16 protein-coding genes and 1 pseudogene are annotated in these 16912 nt (G+C 64.1%); 7 read left to right on the top strand and 10 right to left on the bottom strand.

All coding sequences use genetic code 11. The features are described 5' to 3' along the window. Positions 1 to 13: 13 nt before the first annotated feature. Positions 14 to 1990, bottom strand: a complete 1977-nt coding sequence (thrS, locus tag EJ072_RS28710) for a threonine--tRNA ligase (protein ID WP_126082346.1) — start codon at positions 1988 to 1990, stop codon at positions 14 to 16. A 226-nt stretch (positions 1991 to 2216) separates the two neighbouring features. Between thrS and EJ072_RS37085 the strand changes: the two genes are divergently transcribed. Further along, positions 2217 to 2675, top strand: coding sequence for an SAM-dependent methyltransferase (locus tag EJ072_RS37085; RefSeq protein WP_245467032.1), 459 nt, complete (start codon positions 2217 to 2219; stop codon positions 2673 to 2675). 38 nt (positions 2676 to 2713) lie between these two features. After that, positions 2714 to 3049 (top strand): hypothetical protein, encoded by a 336-nt coding sequence (locus EJ072_RS37080; RefSeq protein WP_245467031.1) that lies wholly within the window; start codon positions 2714 to 2716, stop codon positions 3047 to 3049. 6 nt (positions 3050 to 3055) lie between these two features. Here EJ072_RS37080 and blaOXA read toward each other — a convergent pair. From blaOXA to EJ072_RS36160, 3 genes and pseudogenes are all read right to left on the bottom strand, one after another. Beyond that, positions 3056 to 3867, bottom strand: a pseudogene (gene blaOXA / locus EJ072_RS28700) (class D beta-lactamase). Between the two features lie 143 nt (positions 3868 to 4010). Continuing rightward, entirely contained in the window at positions 4011 to 4379 is a 369-nt protein-coding gene (gene yidD / locus EJ072_RS28695; protein ID WP_126082345.1) for a membrane protein insertion efficiency factor YidD, read from the bottom strand. A gap of 66 nt (positions 4380 to 4445) precedes the next feature. Then, the gene (locus tag EJ072_RS36160; RefSeq protein ID WP_189343116.1) at positions 4446 to 4604 is read right to left on the bottom strand and encodes a hypothetical protein; all 159 of its coding nucleotides are present in this window, start codon (positions 4602 to 4604) and stop codon (positions 4446 to 4448) included. Positions 4605 to 4695: 91 nt separating this feature from the next. Here EJ072_RS36160 and EJ072_RS28690 point away from each other — a divergent pair, with 91 nt between their 5' ends. Then, a complete protein-coding gene (locus tag EJ072_RS28690) occupies positions 4696 to 5601 on the top strand; it encodes a LysR substrate-binding domain-containing protein (protein ID WP_126082344.1) in 906 nt (301 codons plus the stop codon). Positions 5602 to 5610: 9 nt separating this feature from the next. Here EJ072_RS28690 and EJ072_RS28685 read toward each other — a convergent pair whose 3' ends face one another. Beyond that, complete coding sequence (locus EJ072_RS28685; RefSeq protein WP_126082343.1) at positions 5611 to 6057, bottom strand: iron-sulfur cluster assembly scaffold protein; 447 nt, start codon at positions 6055 to 6057, stop codon at positions 5611 to 5613. A gap of 236 nt (positions 6058 to 6293) precedes the next feature. Here EJ072_RS28685 and folE point away from each other — a divergent pair, with 236 nt between their 5' ends. From folE to EJ072_RS28670, 3 genes are all read left to right on the top strand, one after another. Continuing rightward, positions 6294 to 6926 carry a GTP cyclohydrolase I FolE gene (gene folE / locus EJ072_RS28680; protein WP_040981569.1) on the top strand — a complete coding sequence of 211 codons (633 nt, stop codon included), beginning with the start codon at positions 6294 to 6296 and terminating at the stop codon, positions 6924 to 6926. A gap of 38 nt (positions 6927 to 6964) precedes the next feature. Next, positions 6965 to 7423 (top strand): phosphoribosyl-AMP cyclohydrolase, encoded by a 459-nt coding sequence (gene hisI / locus EJ072_RS28675; protein ID WP_126082342.1) that lies wholly within the window; start codon positions 6965 to 6967, stop codon positions 7421 to 7423. Positions 7424 to 7507: 84 nt separating this feature from the next. Then, positions 7508 to 8473, top strand: a complete 966-nt coding sequence (locus EJ072_RS28670; RefSeq protein ID WP_126083781.1) for a patatin family protein — start codon at positions 7508 to 7510, stop codon at positions 8471 to 8473. Positions 8474 to 8732: 259 nt separating this feature from the next. On the opposite strand, the gene recJ is transcribed toward EJ072_RS28670, so the two are convergent. The 5 genes from recJ to EJ072_RS28645 form a co-directional block, all read right to left on the bottom strand. Further along, positions 8733 to 10517, bottom strand: a complete 1785-nt coding sequence (recJ, locus tag EJ072_RS28665) for a single-stranded-DNA-specific exonuclease RecJ (protein ID WP_126082341.1) — start codon at positions 10515 to 10517, stop codon at positions 8733 to 8735. Between the two features lie 138 nt (positions 10518 to 10655). Next, the gene (glpX, locus tag EJ072_RS28660; RefSeq protein ID WP_126082340.1) at positions 10656 to 11639 is read right to left on the bottom strand and encodes a class II fructose-bisphosphatase; all 984 of its coding nucleotides are present in this window, start codon (positions 11637 to 11639) and stop codon (positions 10656 to 10658) included. Between the two features lie 185 nt (positions 11640 to 11824). Beyond that, positions 11825 to 13138, bottom strand: a complete 1314-nt coding sequence (locus tag EJ072_RS28655) for a homoserine dehydrogenase (RefSeq protein WP_126082339.1) — start codon at positions 13136 to 13138, stop codon at positions 11825 to 11827. 41 nt (positions 13139 to 13179) lie between these two features. Then, on the bottom strand, positions 13180 to 14397 hold the full coding sequence (locus EJ072_RS28650; RefSeq protein ID WP_126060457.1) for an LL-diaminopimelate aminotransferase: 1218 nt from the start codon (positions 14395 to 14397) through the stop codon (positions 13180 to 13182). A 50-nt stretch (positions 14398 to 14447) separates the two neighbouring features. Then, positions 14448 to 14855, bottom strand: a complete 408-nt coding sequence (locus tag EJ072_RS28645) for a hypothetical protein (RefSeq protein WP_189343115.1) — start codon at positions 14853 to 14855, stop codon at positions 14448 to 14450. 97 nt (positions 14856 to 14952) lie between these two features. Here EJ072_RS28645 and phaC point away from each other — a divergent pair, with 97 nt between their 5' ends. Beyond that, complete coding sequence (phaC, locus tag EJ072_RS28640; RefSeq protein ID WP_126082338.1) at positions 14953 to 16788, top strand: class I poly(R)-hydroxyalkanoic acid synthase; 1836 nt, start codon at positions 14953 to 14955, stop codon at positions 16786 to 16788. Positions 16789 to 16912 lie beyond the last annotated feature (124 nt).

The following is a 16912-nucleotide window of genomic DNA, read 5'->3' as shown; positions in this document are numbered from 1 at the left end:
AAGTGCTGGTGTATCAGGCCGCCGCGCGACGCTTGCGATCCGGCGAGACCGCCTCGTCGGCGAGAGCCTTGACCGCGTCCTCGAGCTTCAGCGATTCCTGGTCGCGGGAGCCCAGCCGGCGGACATTGACGGTTTCTTCTTCCGCCTCGCGCTTGCCGCAGACGAGGATGACCGGCACCTTGGCGAGCGAATGCTCGCGCACCTTGTAGTTGATCTTCTCGTTGCGAAGGTCGGCTTCGGCGAGCAGCCCTGCGGCCTTCAACCGGTCGACGACTTTCAAGGCATATTCGTCCGCATCCGAGGTGATCGTCGCCACCACCACCTGGAGCGGCGCGAACCATAGCGGGAAATGGCCGGAATAGTTCTCGATCAGGATGCCGAGGAACCGCTCCATCGAGCCGCAGACGGCGCGATGCACCATCACCGGCTGCTTCTTCTCCGAATCCGAGCCGATATAGAAGGCGCCGAAGCGTTCCGGCAGGTTGAAGTCGACCTGCGTGGTGCCGCATTGCCATTCGCGACCGATGGCGTCCTTCAGCACATATTCGAATTTCGGCCCGTAGAAGGCGCCCTCGCCCGGATTGATCGAGGTCTTGATGCGGTTTCCGGAGCGCGTGCGGATCGTCTCCAGCACATTGCTCATGATCGCCTCGGCATGGTCCCAGGCCTCGTCGGTGCCGACGCGCTTGTCCGGCCGCGTCGACAGCTTCACGCTGACCTCGTCGAAGCCGAAATCGGCATAGGTCGACAGGATCAGGTCGTTGATGCGCAGGCACTCGGCGGCCAGCTGCTCCTCCGTGCAGAAGATATGCGCGTCGTCCTGCGTGAAGCCGCGCACCCGCATCAGCCCATGCAGCGCGCCGGACGGCTCGTAGCGATGCACATTGCCGAACTCAGCAAGTTTCACGGGCAGTTCCCGGTAGGACTTCAACCCATGCTTGAAGATCTGCACATGTCCCGGACAGTTCATCGGCTTCAGCGCGAAGACGCGGTCGTCATCGGTGTCGTCGCCGGCGACGGTCACCTTGAACATCGCGTCGCGATACCAGCCCCAATGTCCCGACGTCTCCCACAGGCTCTTGTCGAGCACCTGCGGCGCGTTGACTTCCTGATAGCCGTGCTCGTCGAGGCGGCGGCGCATGTAGTTGATCAGGTTCTGCACCATCTTCCAGCCCTTGGCGTGCCAGAAGACGACGCCAGGCCCCTCTTCCTGGAAATGGAACAGGTCCATCTCGCGCCCGAGCTTGCGGTGATCGCGCTTCTCGGCCTCTTCCAACAGCGTCTGGTAGGCGTCGAGCTGCGCCTGGTCGGCCCAAGCGGTGCCGTAGATGCGCGTCAGCATCGGGTTGTTGGAATCGCCGCGCCAATATGCGCCAGCCACCTTCATCAGCTTGAAGGCGTTGCCGATCTGCCCGGTCGAAGCCATGTGCGGACCGCGGCAGAGGTCGAACCAGTCGCCCTGAGCGTAGATCTTGAGGTCCTGGTCCTCAGGGATGGCGTCGATCAGCTCGAGCTTGTAGCGCTCGCCCTTCTCGGCGAAGACCTTCTTCGCCTTTTCGCGCGACCACACCTCCCTGGTGAACGGCTTGTTGCGCTGGATGATCTCGCGCATCTTCTTCTCGATCGCCGGGAAATCGTCCGGCGTGAACGGCTCGTTGCGCGCGAAGTCGTAGTAGAACCCGTTCTCGATCACCGGCCCGATCGTCACCTGCGTTCCCGGCCACAGCTCCTGCACGGCCTCGGCCAGCACATGCGCCGCATCGTGTCGGATGAGTTCCAGCGCGCGCGGATCCTCGCGGGTGATGATCTCGACCTTGCCCGACGTGCCGAGCGGATCGGAAAGATCGCGCACGGTGCCGTCGAGGCTATAGGCGACAGCCTTCTTGGCCAGCGACTTTGAGATCGACTCGGCAAGGCCAGCGCCGGTCAGCGCCGCGTCATACTCGCGGATCGAACCATCGGGAAATGTCAGGGAAACGGAATTCGGCATCAGGATTCTCCTATCCAGTCCCGCAAACGAGCGCGGGTGGTGAAATGCATGTCGCAGGATGCGTTGCTGCATGCAGAGGGTTAGCCGGAGGCGTCCGGCAGCGGCGCGGTTTTAGAGGCAGTGCCGCGTCAGGTAAAGAGCGGCCCGTCAGGAAATGGCGCCAGTAGTGTCGCAGGCGCTTCGCGCGGGCTTGTGAACAGAGCGCGGCGCAGCTTGTATACGAACTATGGAAGACGCATCCCCCAGCCGAACCGCCCTGCGCGTCGCGCGCTTGCGTGCCCTTCATCAATTCTCACCGCAAGCGGCGCTGTTTCGCGATCCCTACGCGCTCCCGATTCTGGGCGAGGCTGCGCCAAACGCCGGGGAACTCTCGCGGGAAGACGAACATGGCCGCCGCATGCGCCTGTTCGTTGCCTCACGCGCCCGCCTTGCCGAGGACTGGCTGGCGGCGGCGGTGCGACGCGGCGTCGCCCAAGTCGTGGTGCTTGGCGCCGGCCTCGACATTTTTGCGCTGCGCAATCCATATCCCGACCTCGCGGTCTTCGAGGTCGATCACCCGGCGACACAGGCTTGGAAGCGCCAACGCATCGCCGAAGCCGGTCTTGCCGAGCCGGCCGGCGCCGCCTTCGTGCCGGTCGATTTCGAACGCCAGAGTCTGGCAGGCGAATTGGCGGCGGCAGTCTGAAAGCGAACGAGCCGAGCTTTTTCATCTGGCTGGGCGTCGTGCCCTACCTGACGCGCGAAGCGATTTTTGCCACGCTTGGCTACATTGCCGGCCTCGCCGGCTCGGAGGTCGCCTTCGACTACAGCGAGCCGGCCGGGAATCGTGGCGCCGCGGGCCGAGCGACGCTTGCCTTCTATGCGGCGCGCGTCGCGGCGGTCGTCGAGCCCTGGATCAGTTTCTTTGTTCCCGATGAATTGGCGAAGTCGCTCGCGGATCTCGGCTTCGACGATATCGAGGATCTCGACAACGGCGACATTGCCGCCCGTTTCGCCAAGCTGCCGAGCACCAAAAGCAATTCCGGCGGGCACATCCTGCGCGCCCGCCGCAGCATCTGAGAGAGGCTACTTCACCAGTTGCGGCAAATCTTCAGGAACGCCGCGCGCGTCGCGAGACCTTTCGGCTGGTCGGCACGCTTGGCATCGACGACCAGCCTTGCAAAGACGATGCGGCGCCCGCCCTTCTCGGCCCAGCCGACGAACCACCCAAGCGAGCGCCTGCCATCCTGGCCAAGCCGGGTGCTGCCGGTCTTGCCCTGCACCGTCCAGTCTGCTGCCGCGAAGGTCGGCAGGATTGCCCTGGTCATTTCATGCGCCTTCGCCGACACCGGCATCTTGCCGGCGAGCAGTTGGCGCAGGAACGCCGTCTGCTCGACCGGCGATATTTCGAGCGAGGAATTGATCCAGGATTGCGTCAGTCCGTTATCCTTGCCGGCATCGCCCGAGACGTCCTTGTTGCCATAGCCGAATCTCGACACGTAGCCGGCGAATTTTTCGGCGCCGAGCCGCCGCGTGATCTCGCGCGAGTACCAGACGATGGAATCGCGTTCCCAGATCGTTGGATCGACGGTCTTCTGGTCGCGCTTCGCCGCCTTGAATTCCGGCTTGTAGCCCCAGCTCGGCGTGTGCACTTCGCTTAAGATGCCTGCGTCATAGCCGATCAGCGCCAGGGGCACCTTGAACGTCGAGGCCGGACTGACGCGCTGATCGCAGACGCCGTCCTGGTAAAGCGTGGCGCCGCTTTGCGCATCCTGGATCAGCGTGCAGCGGATGTCGTTGAGCGGCGCCGATTGCGCCCGCACCGGCAAGCCGAGCATCCAGGCCAGAAGGAAAAGGACGATGGCAAAAATGAAGGGATAGCGGTCCATCTGGCGCATGGCGAAGTCACTCCGGTATGAGATTGCGGGAGCGGCTTAGCGAGGCGACTTGTCTCGATTTTGTCTCAAATTGGCAATGTTTGTGCAGCTTCGCGTTAACCCTACCGGACCGTTAAAATCCGGTCCGCATCACGGCGAAGCAATCAGATTTCGGGGTCGCCGCGCCTTTTGCCGATCCGCCAGTAGCGCCAGGGCATGAACCAGACATAGCGCGCCGCAAGCACCTCCGGCACGCGATCGATGCCATGCGTTCCGAACGGCCCGCAGCGTGAGATTCTGAACAGCCCCATCCAGCCGCCGGCCCACAGGCCATGGCGGGCGATCGCCTCATGCGCGTATTCGGAGCAGGTCGGCAGGTGCCGGCAGCTGTTGCCGACAAAGCCTGAAAGCGTCAATTGATAAAGGCGCACGAGCGACGTGCCGAGGATGCGCCCGGGCGTCTTGCGCCATGGCCCCGGCCAATTGCGTCCCTGCTGGATCGGCCGGTGCGTATTTCCGTGATGGTCGCCCATCGCTCCCCAGCCTGTTTCACTGCGCGATAGATGTGGGCTTCGACGCTGAAACGCAATGCTTTGCCCTCAAGGCCTGGAGCGCCGGATGGGATGGCTGCCGGTCCATGGGCGATGGTGAGCGGGAAGATCGCGGCGGTCATGGCGGCCGTCGCGCACGACTCCACCATGCCATTGGAAGGTCGCTATCCGTACCACGTCGCTGAAAATGGCCAGGAACTCGTTCATGGCAGGTCTCCTTTGACACGGATTAGACTGCCGCTGGCCTTCCTCCTCAAACGAGTATAATTTCCGCCTCGGATAACTTGAGGTTATGCGAATGAAGCGGAGCCGCCTGCCGCTGACGGCATTGAGAAGCTTCGAGACGGCCGGCCGGCATTTGAGCTTCAGCCGGGCGGCAGAGGAGCTTTATGTCTCACAGGCCGCGATCAGCCGGCAGATACGCGAGCTCGAGACCTTTCTGGGAAGACCGCTGTTCCTACGTCTCCATCGCCGTGTCGAACTGACGGATGCGGGCCATCGGCTGCTCGGCCGATTGGTGAGAAGCTTCGACGATATCCACCGCGTGCTTTCCGAGCTCACGGCCTCGCCAGCCCAAGCCGTCGTGCGCGTCAGCGTCGAACCGTCGCTCGCCGCCGTGTGGCTGGTGCCACGGCTCAATCGCTTTCGCCAGTTGCGGCCCGATATCGACGTTTCCCTCGAAGTCGATCCACGGCCGATCGAGTTCCGCAGCGATCAGCCCGAGCTCGCCTTGCGCTTCAGCGCGCACGCCACATCGTGGCCGCGCAGCGAGGCCGAGCGCCTGGCCTCAACCGTCGATTCACCGGTCCTGTCGCCGGCGCTGCTTGCCGCCGGCCCTCCCCTGGAAAAGCCGATCGACCTTCGCCATTACACGCTGCTGCACGAGGAAAACCGCCAGGGCTGGGCGCGCTGGTTCCAGGCGGCCGGCGTGCCCGCCGAGGCGGTCCCCGCGCGCGGCCCGATGCTGACCGACGTCTCGCTTTCCAAACAGGCCGCGCTGCTCGGCCATGGCGTGGCGCTCGGCGACCTCCTGCAGGTCGGCGAGGAGCTCGCTTCGGGGACTTTGATCAAGCCGTTCGATATCGATGTCGCTTCCGGCGCCTACTGGCTGGTGGCCAGGAACTTGTCGGATCTGGCCGAACCCGCCAAGGCGTTCGCCGACTGGATCCGAAGCGAATTCGCTGTAACCAGGGGAGCGGCCTAAGCCGTGTCCTCACGCCGCCTGTCCGGCGCGCTTCTTCTCGATCTGGCCGATCGCGTCGACCACCGCGTCGAAGGTCAGCATGGTGGACGCGTGGCGCGCCTTGTAGTCGCGCACCGGTTCCAGATATTTGAGGTCGGCGAAGCGGCCTTCCGGCGGCGCGCCATTCTCCTTCAGCATCTTCAGCATGGTTTCGCGCACGGCGCGCAATTCGCCGGCGTTGGCGCCGACCACATGCTGGGCCATGATCGAAGAAGAGGCCTGGCCGAGCGCGCAGGCCTTCACCTCATGGGCGAAATCGGTCACCACGTCGCCATCCATCTTGAGGTCGACGGTCACGGTCGAGCCGCACAATTTGGAATGCGCCCTGGCGGTCGCGTCGGGATGATCGAGCCGGCCGATACGCCCGATGTTTCCGGCGAAGCCGAGAATTTTCGCATTGTAGACGTCGTCGATCATATTTTTCCAATCCGTCGCCGCCCAGCGAACAGGGTTTGCCGCTCTCGCGTCTTCCTTTCGCTCCGCTCCAACCATATATAATGGTGGCAGTCGGGCATCGACAAGGCGGCCGGAAGCTGCCTTCGTTGCCCCGCTGTTCACGCCGCTTGCGGGATGGAAATGGGCGATTTTCACCCAAAAGGTCATGGTCCGTTCAACTCGTCCCACCTTTGAGTGGGACTACGGGAGACGCCTTTATGGATGCCGTCATCAAGAAAATCATGCCCCCTTCACAATATTTGGACAAGCCCGTCACCGACCGGCCGAGCGAAGCCGAGGTCGAGGCCGCCGTGCGCACATTGCTGCGCTGGACCGGCGACAATCCGGATCGCGAAGGCCTGGTCGATACGCCGAAGCGTGTCACCAAAGCCTTCCGCGAGATGTTCAACGGCTACGACATGTGCCCGGCCGACGAGCTTGGCCGTACCTTCGAGGAGGTTGCCGGCTATGACGACCTCGTCATCGTCAAGGACATAAAGTTCCATTCGCATTGCGAGCATCACATGGTGCCGATCATCGGCAAGGCGCATGTCGGCTATCTGCCGGACGGCAAGGTTGTCGGCCTGTCGAAGATCGCGCGCGTGGTCGACATCTTCGCCCACCGCCTGCAGACTCAGGAAGCGATGACCGCGCAGATCGCCGGCGTCATCCAGGACGTGCTCAACCCGCGCGGCGTCGCCGTCATGCTCGAGGCCGAGCACATGTGCATGGCCATGCGCGGCATCCGCAAGCAGGGCTCGACCACGCTGACCTCGACCTTCACCGGCGTCTTCAAGGATACGCCCGAGGAGCAGGTCCGCTTCGTCACCATGGTGCGCGCAGGCGGCTGATGATCGACCGTCGCCGGCCAAACATATAAGGACCGGCGATGTCGGCAGTCGAATTCCCGAAAGCTCCGTCAGACAAGAAAGCGCTGGAGGAAGGCTCCGTCTTTTCTCCGCGCTTCGACGCCGCGGGCCTCGTCACCGTCGTCGTCACCGACGCCGGTGACGGCATGCTGTTGATGGTCGCGCATATGAATGCCGAGGCGCTGGCGCTTACGCTGGAAACCGGCATTGCACACTACTGGTCGCGCTCGCGCAATGCGCTGTGGAAGAAGGGCGAGACCTCGGGCAACTTCCAGCAGGTCGTCGAGATGCGCACGGATTGTGACCAGGACGCGATATGGTTGCGCGTGAAAGTGTTGGGCCACGACGCAACCTGCCACACCGGACGGCGTTCTTGTTTTTATCGGACGGTGGGGCTGAATGACGGCAAAGCAACGCTTGCCGGCGACGGCAGCAGGCCGCTGTTCGATGCGGAAGAAACGTATCGGAAGCCGGTGTGAACCATTCAATATTCACAAACCACTCAGATTCACTATTCTCAAATATCCTTGCGGTACAAGGGATACGGGACAAGGGAGATCATGATGCTCGAATGGGCGTCATTGCGCAGCAAACCTGACCTTCGAGAGGCCAACGGCCCCGCATCGTCCGGCGGCTTGCCAGATCCTAAGTCCGGCAGGAAGACCGGCATCTCGCTGGCGCTCGGCGGCGGCTGCGCGCGCGGCTGGGCCCATATCGGCGTGCTGCGCGCGCTCGACGAAGCCGGCATCGAAGTGTCGATGATCGCCGGTACCTCGGTCGGTGCCCTGGTCGGTGGCTGTTATCTTGCCGGCAAGCTCGACGAGCTGGAGGAGTTCGCCAGAAGCCTGACCAAGCGGCGCATCTTCGGCCTGCTCGACCTCAATCTGCGCGGCAGCGGCCTGTTCGGCGGCATGAAGCTCGACCAGCGCCTACGCGAGCATCTCGACGGCGCCCGCTTCGACGATCTGTCGAAACCCTTTGTCGCCGTCGCTTCCGAAATCCGCACCGGCCACGAGATCTGGCTGTCGAGCGGCTCGCTCGTCACCGCCATGCGCGCTTCCTACGCGCTGCCCGGCGTCTTCGAGCCGGTGGCCTGCAACGGCCGCATGCTGGTCGACGGCGCGCTGGTCAATCCGGTGCCGGTCTCGGTCTGCCGCGCCTACGAGCAGCCGCTCGTCGTGGCGGTCAACCTGCATTATGACCTCTTCGGGCGCGCCGCCGTCATCAAGCACAGCGCCGGCGAACTGGTCGTCGAGAAAGACGCTCCGCGCCCCGGCCAGGTCAATCCCCAGTCGCACCAGAGCCGCCTCGGCATCACCGGCGTCATGGTCGAGGCCTTCAACATCATCCAGGACCGGATTTCGCGCGCCAGGCTGGCCGGCGATCCGCCGGATATGTCACTGCAGCCGAAACTCAGCCATATCGGCCTGACGGAATTCCATCGCGCCGACGAGGCGATCAGCCTCGGCTACCAGGCGACGATGTCCCAGATCAGCGAATTGACCCGCCTGCAGTCCGTTCTGGTCTGAATTCCGCTACTTCAGTGATTTGGAAAGATTCCAGGCTTGTCGGGCAAGGCTATCAACGTCCGTTGCCGTAGTCAGCGCAAACGCTGGCGATGAGCTGGAGGCTCCCGAACCTCGTCATTCCAGGGCGGAGCAGGGAGCGTAGCGACGCGCGCAGACCCTGGATGACGACTGCGATAGGCGTCTCGGCCAATCGCCAAGGCATGGGATCTGCCAACGCACACGAACCAACCGGTCAAAACGTCTGTGTTAAGGTAGGTCGTTAAGCAAGCGCCGCGTCGCTGATGCGAAACTGCACCGTGCGGTTGCCGTTCCAGTAATTGCCCGACAGCGAACCGGCGATATGCACGGTCCTGCCCCTGTTCTTGAACAGGAATTCGCCGAGCGCAGTGTCGACGGCGCGGAAGGCGATCGCCTGGATGTTGCCGCCGCTTTGGGACTGCAGGTCGACGCGAATGTGATTGGTTCCGATCGCGCGCGCGTCGGCCAGCCGGTGGCGCGGCAGCACGAAGACCGGCGCGATGTGCCCGGCGCCGAACGGGCCGGCTTTCTCCAGCGCGTCGAGCAGCGCGATCGTGGCGCCCTCGGCGGCCAGGGCGCCGTCGATCGCCAGGCTTTCCTCGTTCTGCAGCCGGAAGACATCGGCCGCGGCGCGTTCTTCGAAGAAGGCGCGCAACTCGCCGAGCTTGGCACGCTCGACGGTGATGCCGGCCGCCATCGCATGGCCGCCGCCCTTGACGATCAGCCCGGCAGCCGCCGCCTCGCGCACCAGCCGGCCAAGGTCGAAGCCGGTCACCGAACGGCCGGAGCCCGTGCCGATGCCGGTCGAATTGAAGGCGATGGCAAAGGCCGGCCGGCGCGCATAATCCTTGAGCCGCGAGGCGATCAGCCCGACGATGCCCGGATGCCAGCTGTTGCTGGCCGTGACGATGACCGCCGGCCCGTTGCCGCCGGCAAGCTCGGCATCGGCCTCGGCACGCGCCTGCGCCAGCATCTCCTGCTCCATCTGCTGCCGTTCCTGGTTCAGCCGGTCGAGCGTCTCGGCGATGCTTGCTGCCTCGACGGGATCGTCGGTGGCTAGAAGCCGGCTGCCGAGCGCGGCATCGCCGATGCGGCCGCCGGCATTGATGCGCGGGCCGATCAGGAAGGACAGATGGAAGGTGTTGATCGGCTCGCCGATGCGCGTGTCCCGCGCCAGCGCCGCCAACCCCTCATTCTTCTGCTGGCGCAACACCTGCAGCCCCTTGACGATGAAGGCCCGGTTGACGCCGGTGAGCGGCACCACGTCGCACACCGTCGCCAGCGCCACCAGATCGAGCATTGAAAGCAGATCGACGGGCGCGGCATCCGGCAGCCTTTCGCGCAGCAGCTTTGCCGTCTGAACCAGGCACAGGAAGACGACGCCCGCGGCGCACAGATGCCCCTGCCCCGACAAATCGTCCTCGCGATTGGGATTGACCACGGCCGCCGCCGGCGGCAGCGGGCCGCCGACCTGGTGGTGGTCGAGCACCACCACGTCGGCGCCGGCTTCCCTGGCCGCCTCGATCGAGGTCGCGCTGTTGGTGCCACAATCGACGGTGACGATCAGCTTGGCGCCGCGCGAGATCAGTTCCCGCATCGCTTCCGGATTGGGCCCGTAGCCTTCGAAGATGCGGTCCGGGATATAGATTTCCGACGGCACCGAAAAATGCGTGAGGAAGCGTTTCAGGAGCGCCGACGAGGCGGCACCGTCGACATCGTAGTCCCCGAAGATCGCCACTTTTTCGCGGGCGACGATCGCATCGGCGAGCCTCGACGCCGCTTTCTCCATGTCGGTCAGCGATGCCGGGTTCGGCAGAAGCTCGCGGATGGTCGGATCGAGGAAGCGGTCGGCCTGCTCAGCGCTGACGCCGCGCCCGGCAAGCACCCGCGCTACGATGTCGGGCACGCCGTGGCCCTGCGCGATCGCCAAGGCGGCCATGTCCTGCCGCTCGGTCAGCCGGTGTTGCCAGGAAACACCGGTCGCCGACTGCCTGACATCGAGGAAGAACCGTTTCTCGCCCGTCATGCGACGCGCCGTCTGCACATCATCTTGGGCAGATATCAATATGCGACGGCGGGAGCAATTCGGCGCAAGCGAGCAATCCGGGGAAAAGTGTGGAAGGTTTTTCCCCGGAACGCCGCGGTGGCGCTCAAATGGGCGAAATCAGAACTTATCCAGATCCTGGTGGCGCGCCTTGATCTCGCGGACCGTGCGCGAGGACGAGCGCAGCACGATGGTATGCGTGGTGATGAAGGTGCGGCCGAACTTCACCCCGTCGAGCAGATTGCCGTCGGTAACGCCGGTCGCCGCGAACAGCACGTCGCCGCGCGCCATGTCCTGGGCGCGATAGACCCGCTTCGGGTCGGAAATGCCCATCTTCTCAGCCCGTGCCACCTTTTCCGGCGTGTCGAGGATCAGCCGGCCCAGCATCTGCCCGCCGGTGCAGCGAAGCGCCGCCGCCGCCAGCACGCCTTCCGGCGCGCCACCCGTGCCGAGATAGATGTCGATCCCGGTCTCGTCCGGATCGGTGGTGTGGATGACGCCGGCGACATCGCCGTCGCCGATCAGCCGTATCGCCGCACCCGTGGCGCGCACGGCGTCGATCAGCTTGGCGTGACGCGGCCGGTCGAGGATGCAGGCCGTAATGTCGGAAATGGCCACGCCCTTGGCCTTGGCCAGATTGGCGAGGTTCTCGGCCGGCGAGGCGTCGATGTCGATCAGGCCTTCCGGATAGCCGGGGCCGATGGCGATCTTGTCCATATAGACGTCTGGTGCAAACAGCAGGCTGCCCTTTTCCGCGATGGCGATGACCGCAAGCGCGTTGGGCAGGTTCTTGGCGCAGATCGTGGTGCCTTCCAGCGGATCTAGCGCGATGTCGACGGCCGGGCCTTTGCCGGTGCCGACCTCTTCGCCGATATAGAGCATCGGCGCCTCGTCGCGCTCGCCCTCGCCGATCACCACCGTGCCCTTGATGGCCAGCCGGTTTAGCTCCTGACGCATCGCATCGACCGCCACCTGGTCGGCTGCCTTCTCATCGCCACGCCCGCGCAGCCTGGCGGCCGCGACGGCGGCGCGCTCGGTGACGCGCACCACTTCCATGGTGAGGATCCGGTCGAGGCCGGCAGTGATGTTCTGGGCGATGTTCATGGATGGGCGTTCCTCGTTGTCTGTTTGCGTCGAGCAATCCCAGAACGGTTGAGCGCCGGAATTGCTCCGCCTCCCGCCAGAGGCGGGCTTCTTCTGGCAAAGCTCCATGACAACGGCAAGACTTGCCACGTCAGTTTTTGAAATGGCAGCAAAATCAATCGATTGAAGACGGAATCGGACCTGGCTTATTCCGCCCGCTCGATGCGGATCACTTGCGGTTTGTCGGTCAGATGGCCGTCCTTGGTGATGCCTTCGACCGCCTTGCGCACCGCGGCTTCCGTCGTCTCGTGGGTGACGAGGATGACCGTTTTCTGCGCCTGGGTCTCCGCGCTGGCCGCCTGCTGGACGATCGATTCCAGCGAGATGTCGTTGTCGGCCATGCGCTTGGCGATGGCCGCGAAGACGCCGGTGCGGTCATGCACGGTCAAGCGAATGAAGTAGCCGCCGGCATGGCTGCGCATCTGCGCTTTCTTATAGGGCTTCAGTTCCTTCGCCGGCCAGCCGAACACCGGAGCGTGCTGGAACCCGGGCCGGCTCTTGGCGATGTCGGCAATGTCGCCGATCACCGCCGAGGCGGTGGCGTTGCCGCCGGCGCCTGGACCGGAAAGCAGAAGCTCGCCCAGAATGTCGGTCTCTATCGCCACGGCATTGGTGACGCCGTGTACCTGCGCGATGACGGACGCCGTCGGTACCATCGTCGGGTGCACCCGCTGCTCGATGCCGCTGTCGGTGCGTTGCGCGACGCCCAGCAGCTTGATGCGGTAGCCGAGATCGGCCGCCGCGCGGATGTCTGCCTGGCTGATGTTGGAGATGCCTTCCATATAGATGTCGTTGGCGGCGATCTTCGTGCCGAAGGCAAGGCTGGTCAGGATCGACAGCTTGTGGGCCGTGTCGTGGCCTTCGATGTCGAAGGTCGGGTCGGCCTCGGCGTAGCCCAGTCGCTGCGCGTCCTTCAGGCAGGCATCGAACGAGATGCCCTCGGCTTCCATGCGGGTCAGGATGTAGTTGCAGGTGCCGTTGAGGATGCCGAAGACACGCGTCACCGCATTGCCGGCCATTGCCTCGCGCATCGTCTTGATGACGGGGATGCCGCCGGCCACCGCCGCCTCGTAATTGAGCAGAACACCCTTCTTCTCGGCGATCTCGGCAAGCGCCACGCCATGCTTGGCAAGCAGCGCCTTGTTGGCGGTGACGACATGCCGGCCCGCCTCGAGCGCCGCCTTCACCGCCAGCCGCGCCGGCCCTTCGTCGCCGCCGATCAGCTCGACAAAGACGTCGATGTCGGCCTTTTCGGCCATTTGGACCGGATCGTCGAACCATGTCGCGGCGCTGAGATCGACGCCGCGGTCGCGTTTCCGGTCGCGGGCGGAAACCGCCGTCACGACGATGTCGCGTCCGCATTGGCGGGTGAGCTCCGCCGCCTTGTCGCGCAGCACGCGCGCCACCGAGGCGCCAACCGTGCCGAGGCCGGCAATTCCAACACGCAACGCTTCAGCCATGTCCGGCGACGCCCCTCAAAATCCAGAAATATTAGGCAGACTCAGCGCCGAGCGGCGAGCGGCACCACATTGTTGGGCTGCTTGGCGGTTGATGCCAGGAAGCGCTTGATGTTGCGCGCGGCCTGACGGATCCGGTGCTCGTTCTCGACCAGCGCCACGCGCACATAGTCGTCGCCATGCTCGCCGAAGCCGATGCCCGGCGCCACCGCGACATCCGCATGCTCGATGAGCAGCTTGGAGAATTCGAGCGAGCCGAGATGGCGGAACTGTTCCGGGATCGGCGCCCAGGCGAACATCGAGGCCGCGGGCGCGGGAATGGTCCAGCCGGCGCGGCCGAAGGAATCGACCATCACGTCGCGCCGCTTGTGGTAGACCTCGCGCACCTCCTCGATGTCGGCGCCGTCGCCGTTCAGCGCATGCGCCGCCGCCACCTGGATCGGCGTGAAGGCGCCATAGTCGAGATAGGACTTCACCCGCGTCAGCGCCGAGATCAGCCGCTCGTTGCCGACGGCGAATCCCATGCGCCAGCCCGGCATGGAGAAGGTCTTCGACATCGAGGTGAACTCGACGCAGATATCCATCGCGCCCGGCACCTGCAGCACCGAAGGCGGCGGATTGCCGTCGAAATAAATCTCGGAATAGGCAAGATCGGACAGGATGATGATGTCGTTCTTCTTCGCGAAGGCGACCACGTCCTTGTAGAAGTCGAGCGAGGCGACCAGCGCCGTCGGATTCGACGGATAGTTGAGGATCAGCGCCAGCGGCTTCGGGATCGAATGGCGGATACCGCGCTCGACCGCCGGGATGAAGCCGTCGTCGGGCTCGACCTGCAGCGAGCGGATGACGCCGCCCGACATGATGAAGCCGAAGGCGTGGATCGGATAGGTCGGATTGGGGCACAGGATGACGTCGCCCGGCGCGGTGATCGCCTGCGCCATGTTGGCGAAGCCTTCCTTCGAGCCGAGCGTGGCCACCACCTGGGTGTCGGGGTTGAGCTTCACGCCGAACCTGCGGGCATAGTAGTTGGCTTGGGCGCGGCGCAGGCCCGGAATGCCGCGCGAGGACGAATAGCGATGCGTGCGCGGATCGCGCACCACCTCGCACAATTTGTCGACGATGGCTTTCGGCGTCGGCAGGTCCGGATTGCCCATGCCAAGGTCGATGATGTCGGCGCCGCGCGAACGGGCGCTGGCCTTCAGCCGGTTGACCTGCTCGAACACGTAAGGCGGAAGCCGGCGGACCTTGTGAAATTCTTCCATTGGATTTCCAGACACGATCGAAGGGGGCGCTTTCGGCGCGCGATATAAACCTAATTGCAGTTAGGGTCGAGGGTCGGGTCGCATTTGCCCTCGATCTGTTTCAGCGTGTCGCCACCATGCGTCTTGGCAAGCGTCTTCAGCGCCGCGGAATTCGCCGGCGCCTTGACGCTGCCGCCCTTGGCGGCCTGCGCCTGCTGCTCGGCCTTGAGCCTTGCCAGGTTCGCCGCGGTCTCCACCTTGGTGAGTTGCTTGGCGGCCACCTGCGGCGGAATGTTGAGGTTCGGGTAGGAGCCGGTGTCCTTCGGGCCTTCGGTCACGGCCGTCGGCGCTGCATTGTTGGTGCTGGTGCTCGTGCAGCCGCCGGCGGGCAGCAGCACGCCGACCAGCGCGGCCAGGACCGCCTTGCGGGAGATCGAACCGAACCTGAGAAAAAAAGTCCCGCCAACATTTATCGTCATATTGTTTTCCTGGCAGCCGGGTTACTGCGAATTGGACCCGGTCAGATGTCCCATGGTAATATGTCAAGAAAACGCTCCGGGAGGAACCCCGCGGACCATGTCCAAAACTGACGATTCGGACAAAGCGGAAAATGGCGGACCTTCGGCCATCGAGCAATATCTGGTGAAGGATCCCGAGCGCTTCGCCTTGAATATGGCGCGCATGATCGAACAGGCCGGCAAGGCGGCGTCCGCCTGGACCGAACCGCGCGAGAAGGGTGAGGTGCGCGATCATGTCGCCGAACCGGTCGTCGACATGGTCAAGACATTCTCCAAGCTCTCGGAGTACTGGCTTGGCGATCCGCAGCGCGCGCTCGAAGCGCAGACGCGGCTGTTCGCCGGCTATATGACGGTCTGGGCCAACGCCATCCAGAAGGTCAATCCCAATGCCGAGGCGCCACAGGACGCGGTTCAGCCCGAGCGCGGCGACAAGCGCTTCCAGGACCCCGAATGGGGCCGCAACGCCTTCTTCGATTTCCTCAAGCAGGCCTATCTCGTCACCTCGCGCTGGGCGAACGAGCTGGTCGAGCACGCCGAGGGCCTGGACGACCACACCCGCCACAAGGCGAGCTTCTACGTCAAGCAGGTGTCGAACGCGATCGCGCCGTCGAACTTCATCCTGACCAATCCGGAGCTGTTCCGCGAGACGGTCGCCTCGAATGGCGAGAACCTGGTGCGCGGCATGAAGATGCTGGCCGAGGACATCGCCGCCGGGCGCGGCGACCTGAAGCTGCGCCAGGCCGACTACACGCCTTTCGAAATCGGCAAGAACATCGCCACCACGCCCGGCAAGGTCATCGGCCGCAGCGATGTCGCCGAGATCATCCAGTACGATCCGGTGACCGAAACGGTGCTGAAGCGCCCGCTGCTGATCTGCCCGCCATGGATCAACAAATTCTACATCCTCGACCTCAACCCGCAGAAATCCTTCATCCGCTGGGCGATCGAGCAGGGCCACACCGTCTTCGTCATCTCCTGGATCAACCCCGACGAGCGCCACGGCGCCAAGGGCTGGGAGGCCTATATCCGCGAAGGCCTGCAATACGGTCTCGACATGGTGGAGAAAGCGACCGGCGAGAAGGAAGTCAACGCCATCGGCTATTGCGTCGGCGGCACGCTGCTTGGCGCGGCTCTCGCGCTGCTGGCGCAGGAAGGCGACAACCGCATCAAATCGGCCACCTTCTTCACCACCCAGGTCGACTTCACCTATGCCGGCGACCTCAAGGTCTTCGTCGACGAGGACCAGGTTGCCGCTGTCGAGCGCTCGATGAGCGAGAAGGGCTATCTCGAAGGCACCAAGATGGCCACCGCCTTCAACATGCTGCGCTCGGGCGATCTGATCTGGCCCTATGTCATCAACAACTACATGCGCGGCAAGGAGCCCCTGCCCTTCGACCTGCTCTACTGGAATTCCGATTCCACGCGCATGGCGGCGGCCAACCACTCCTTCTATCTGCGCAACTGCTATCTGGAGAACAATCTCTCGCGCGGCACGATGGAGCTGGCCGGTCGCACGGTGTCGCTGGCCGACATCACCATCCCCGTCTACAACCTTGCCACGAAGGAAGACCACATCGCGCCGGCGCTCTCGGTGTTCCTGGGCTCGCGGTTTTTCGGCGGCGACGTGGAGTATGTGATGGCGGGTTCCGGCCATATCGCCGGCGTCGTCAACCCGCCTGCCGCCAGGAAATATCAGTACTGGACCGGCGGCAAGCCGATGGGCGATTTCAACGCCTGGCTCGCCGCGGCGCATGAGCATCCGGGGTCATGGTGGACGCACTGGCAGCATTGGATCGAGAACCAGGACAACATCCGCGTGCCCGCCCGCAAGCCCGGCAAGCGTATGAAAACCTTGGGAGATGCTCCGGGCACCTATGTCAAGGTGCGTGTGTAACGGACTGTAATGTCTGGTGAGTTGACGGGCCGCCAAAACAGGGCGAAATGGTGGCGTCAATCGTTTCACGGCCTCAAATCACCTTCCGACGCAGATTAATTCCGAGGCTTGCAGATTCGACACA

Origin of the sequence: Mesorhizobium sp. M2A.F.Ca.ET.046.03.2.1 (assembly GCF_003952425.1) — a bacterium.
Lineage (GTDB): Bacteria > Pseudomonadota > Alphaproteobacteria > Rhizobiales > Rhizobiaceae > Mesorhizobium.
Note: the sequence above shows the minus strand (reverse complement) of the source record. Positions and strands in the feature narration are given on the sequence as shown.

Excerpts from the sequence above, each read along its gene's own strand:
- thrS (WP_126082346.1), bottom strand. The coding sequence starts at position 1,990 with ATGCCGAATTCCGTTTCCCTGACATTTCCCGATGGTTCGATCCGCGAG.
- EJ072_RS37085 (WP_245467032.1), top strand. The coding sequence starts at position 2,217 with ATGGAAGACGCATCCCCCAGCCGAACCGCCCTGCGCGTCGCGCGCTTG.
- yidD (WP_126082345.1), bottom strand. The coding sequence starts at position 4,379 with ATGGGCGACCATCACGGAAATACGCACCGGCCGATCCAGCAGGGACGC.
- EJ072_RS36160 (WP_189343116.1), bottom strand. The coding sequence starts at position 4,604 with ATGAACGAGTTCCTGGCCATTTTCAGCGACGTGGTACGGATAGCGACC.
- EJ072_RS28690 (WP_126082344.1), top strand. The coding sequence starts at position 4,696 with ATGAAGCGGAGCCGCCTGCCGCTGACGGCATTGAGAAGCTTCGAGACG.
- EJ072_RS28685 (WP_126082343.1), bottom strand. The coding sequence starts at position 6,057 with ATGATCGACGACGTCTACAATGCGAAAATTCTCGGCTTCGCCGGAAAC.
- folE (WP_040981569.1), top strand. The coding sequence starts at position 6,294 with ATGGATGCCGTCATCAAGAAAATCATGCCCCCTTCACAATATTTGGAC.
- hisI (WP_126082342.1), top strand. The coding sequence starts at position 6,965 with ATGTCGGCAGTCGAATTCCCGAAAGCTCCGTCAGACAAGAAAGCGCTG.
- EJ072_RS28670 (WP_126083781.1), top strand. The coding sequence starts at position 7,508 with ATGCTCGAATGGGCGTCATTGCGCAGCAAACCTGACCTTCGAGAGGCC.
- recJ (WP_126082341.1), bottom strand. The coding sequence starts at position 10,517 with ATGACGGGCGAGAAACGGTTCTTCCTCGATGTCAGGCAGTCGGCGACC.
- glpX (WP_126082340.1), bottom strand. The coding sequence starts at position 11,639 with ATGAACATCGCCCAGAACATCACTGCCGGCCTCGACCGGATCCTCACC.
- EJ072_RS28655 (WP_126082339.1), bottom strand. The coding sequence starts at position 13,138 with ATGGCTGAAGCGTTGCGTGTTGGAATTGCCGGCCTCGGCACGGTTGGC.
- EJ072_RS28650 (WP_126060457.1), bottom strand. The coding sequence starts at position 14,397 with ATGGAAGAATTTCACAAGGTCCGCCGGCTTCCGCCTTACGTGTTCGAG.
- EJ072_RS28645 (WP_189343115.1), bottom strand. The coding sequence starts at position 14,855 with ATGACGATAAATGTTGGCGGGACTTTTTTTCTCAGGTTCGGTTCGATC.
- phaC (WP_126082338.1), top strand. The coding sequence starts at position 14,953 with ATGTCCAAAACTGACGATTCGGACAAAGCGGAAAATGGCGGACCTTCG.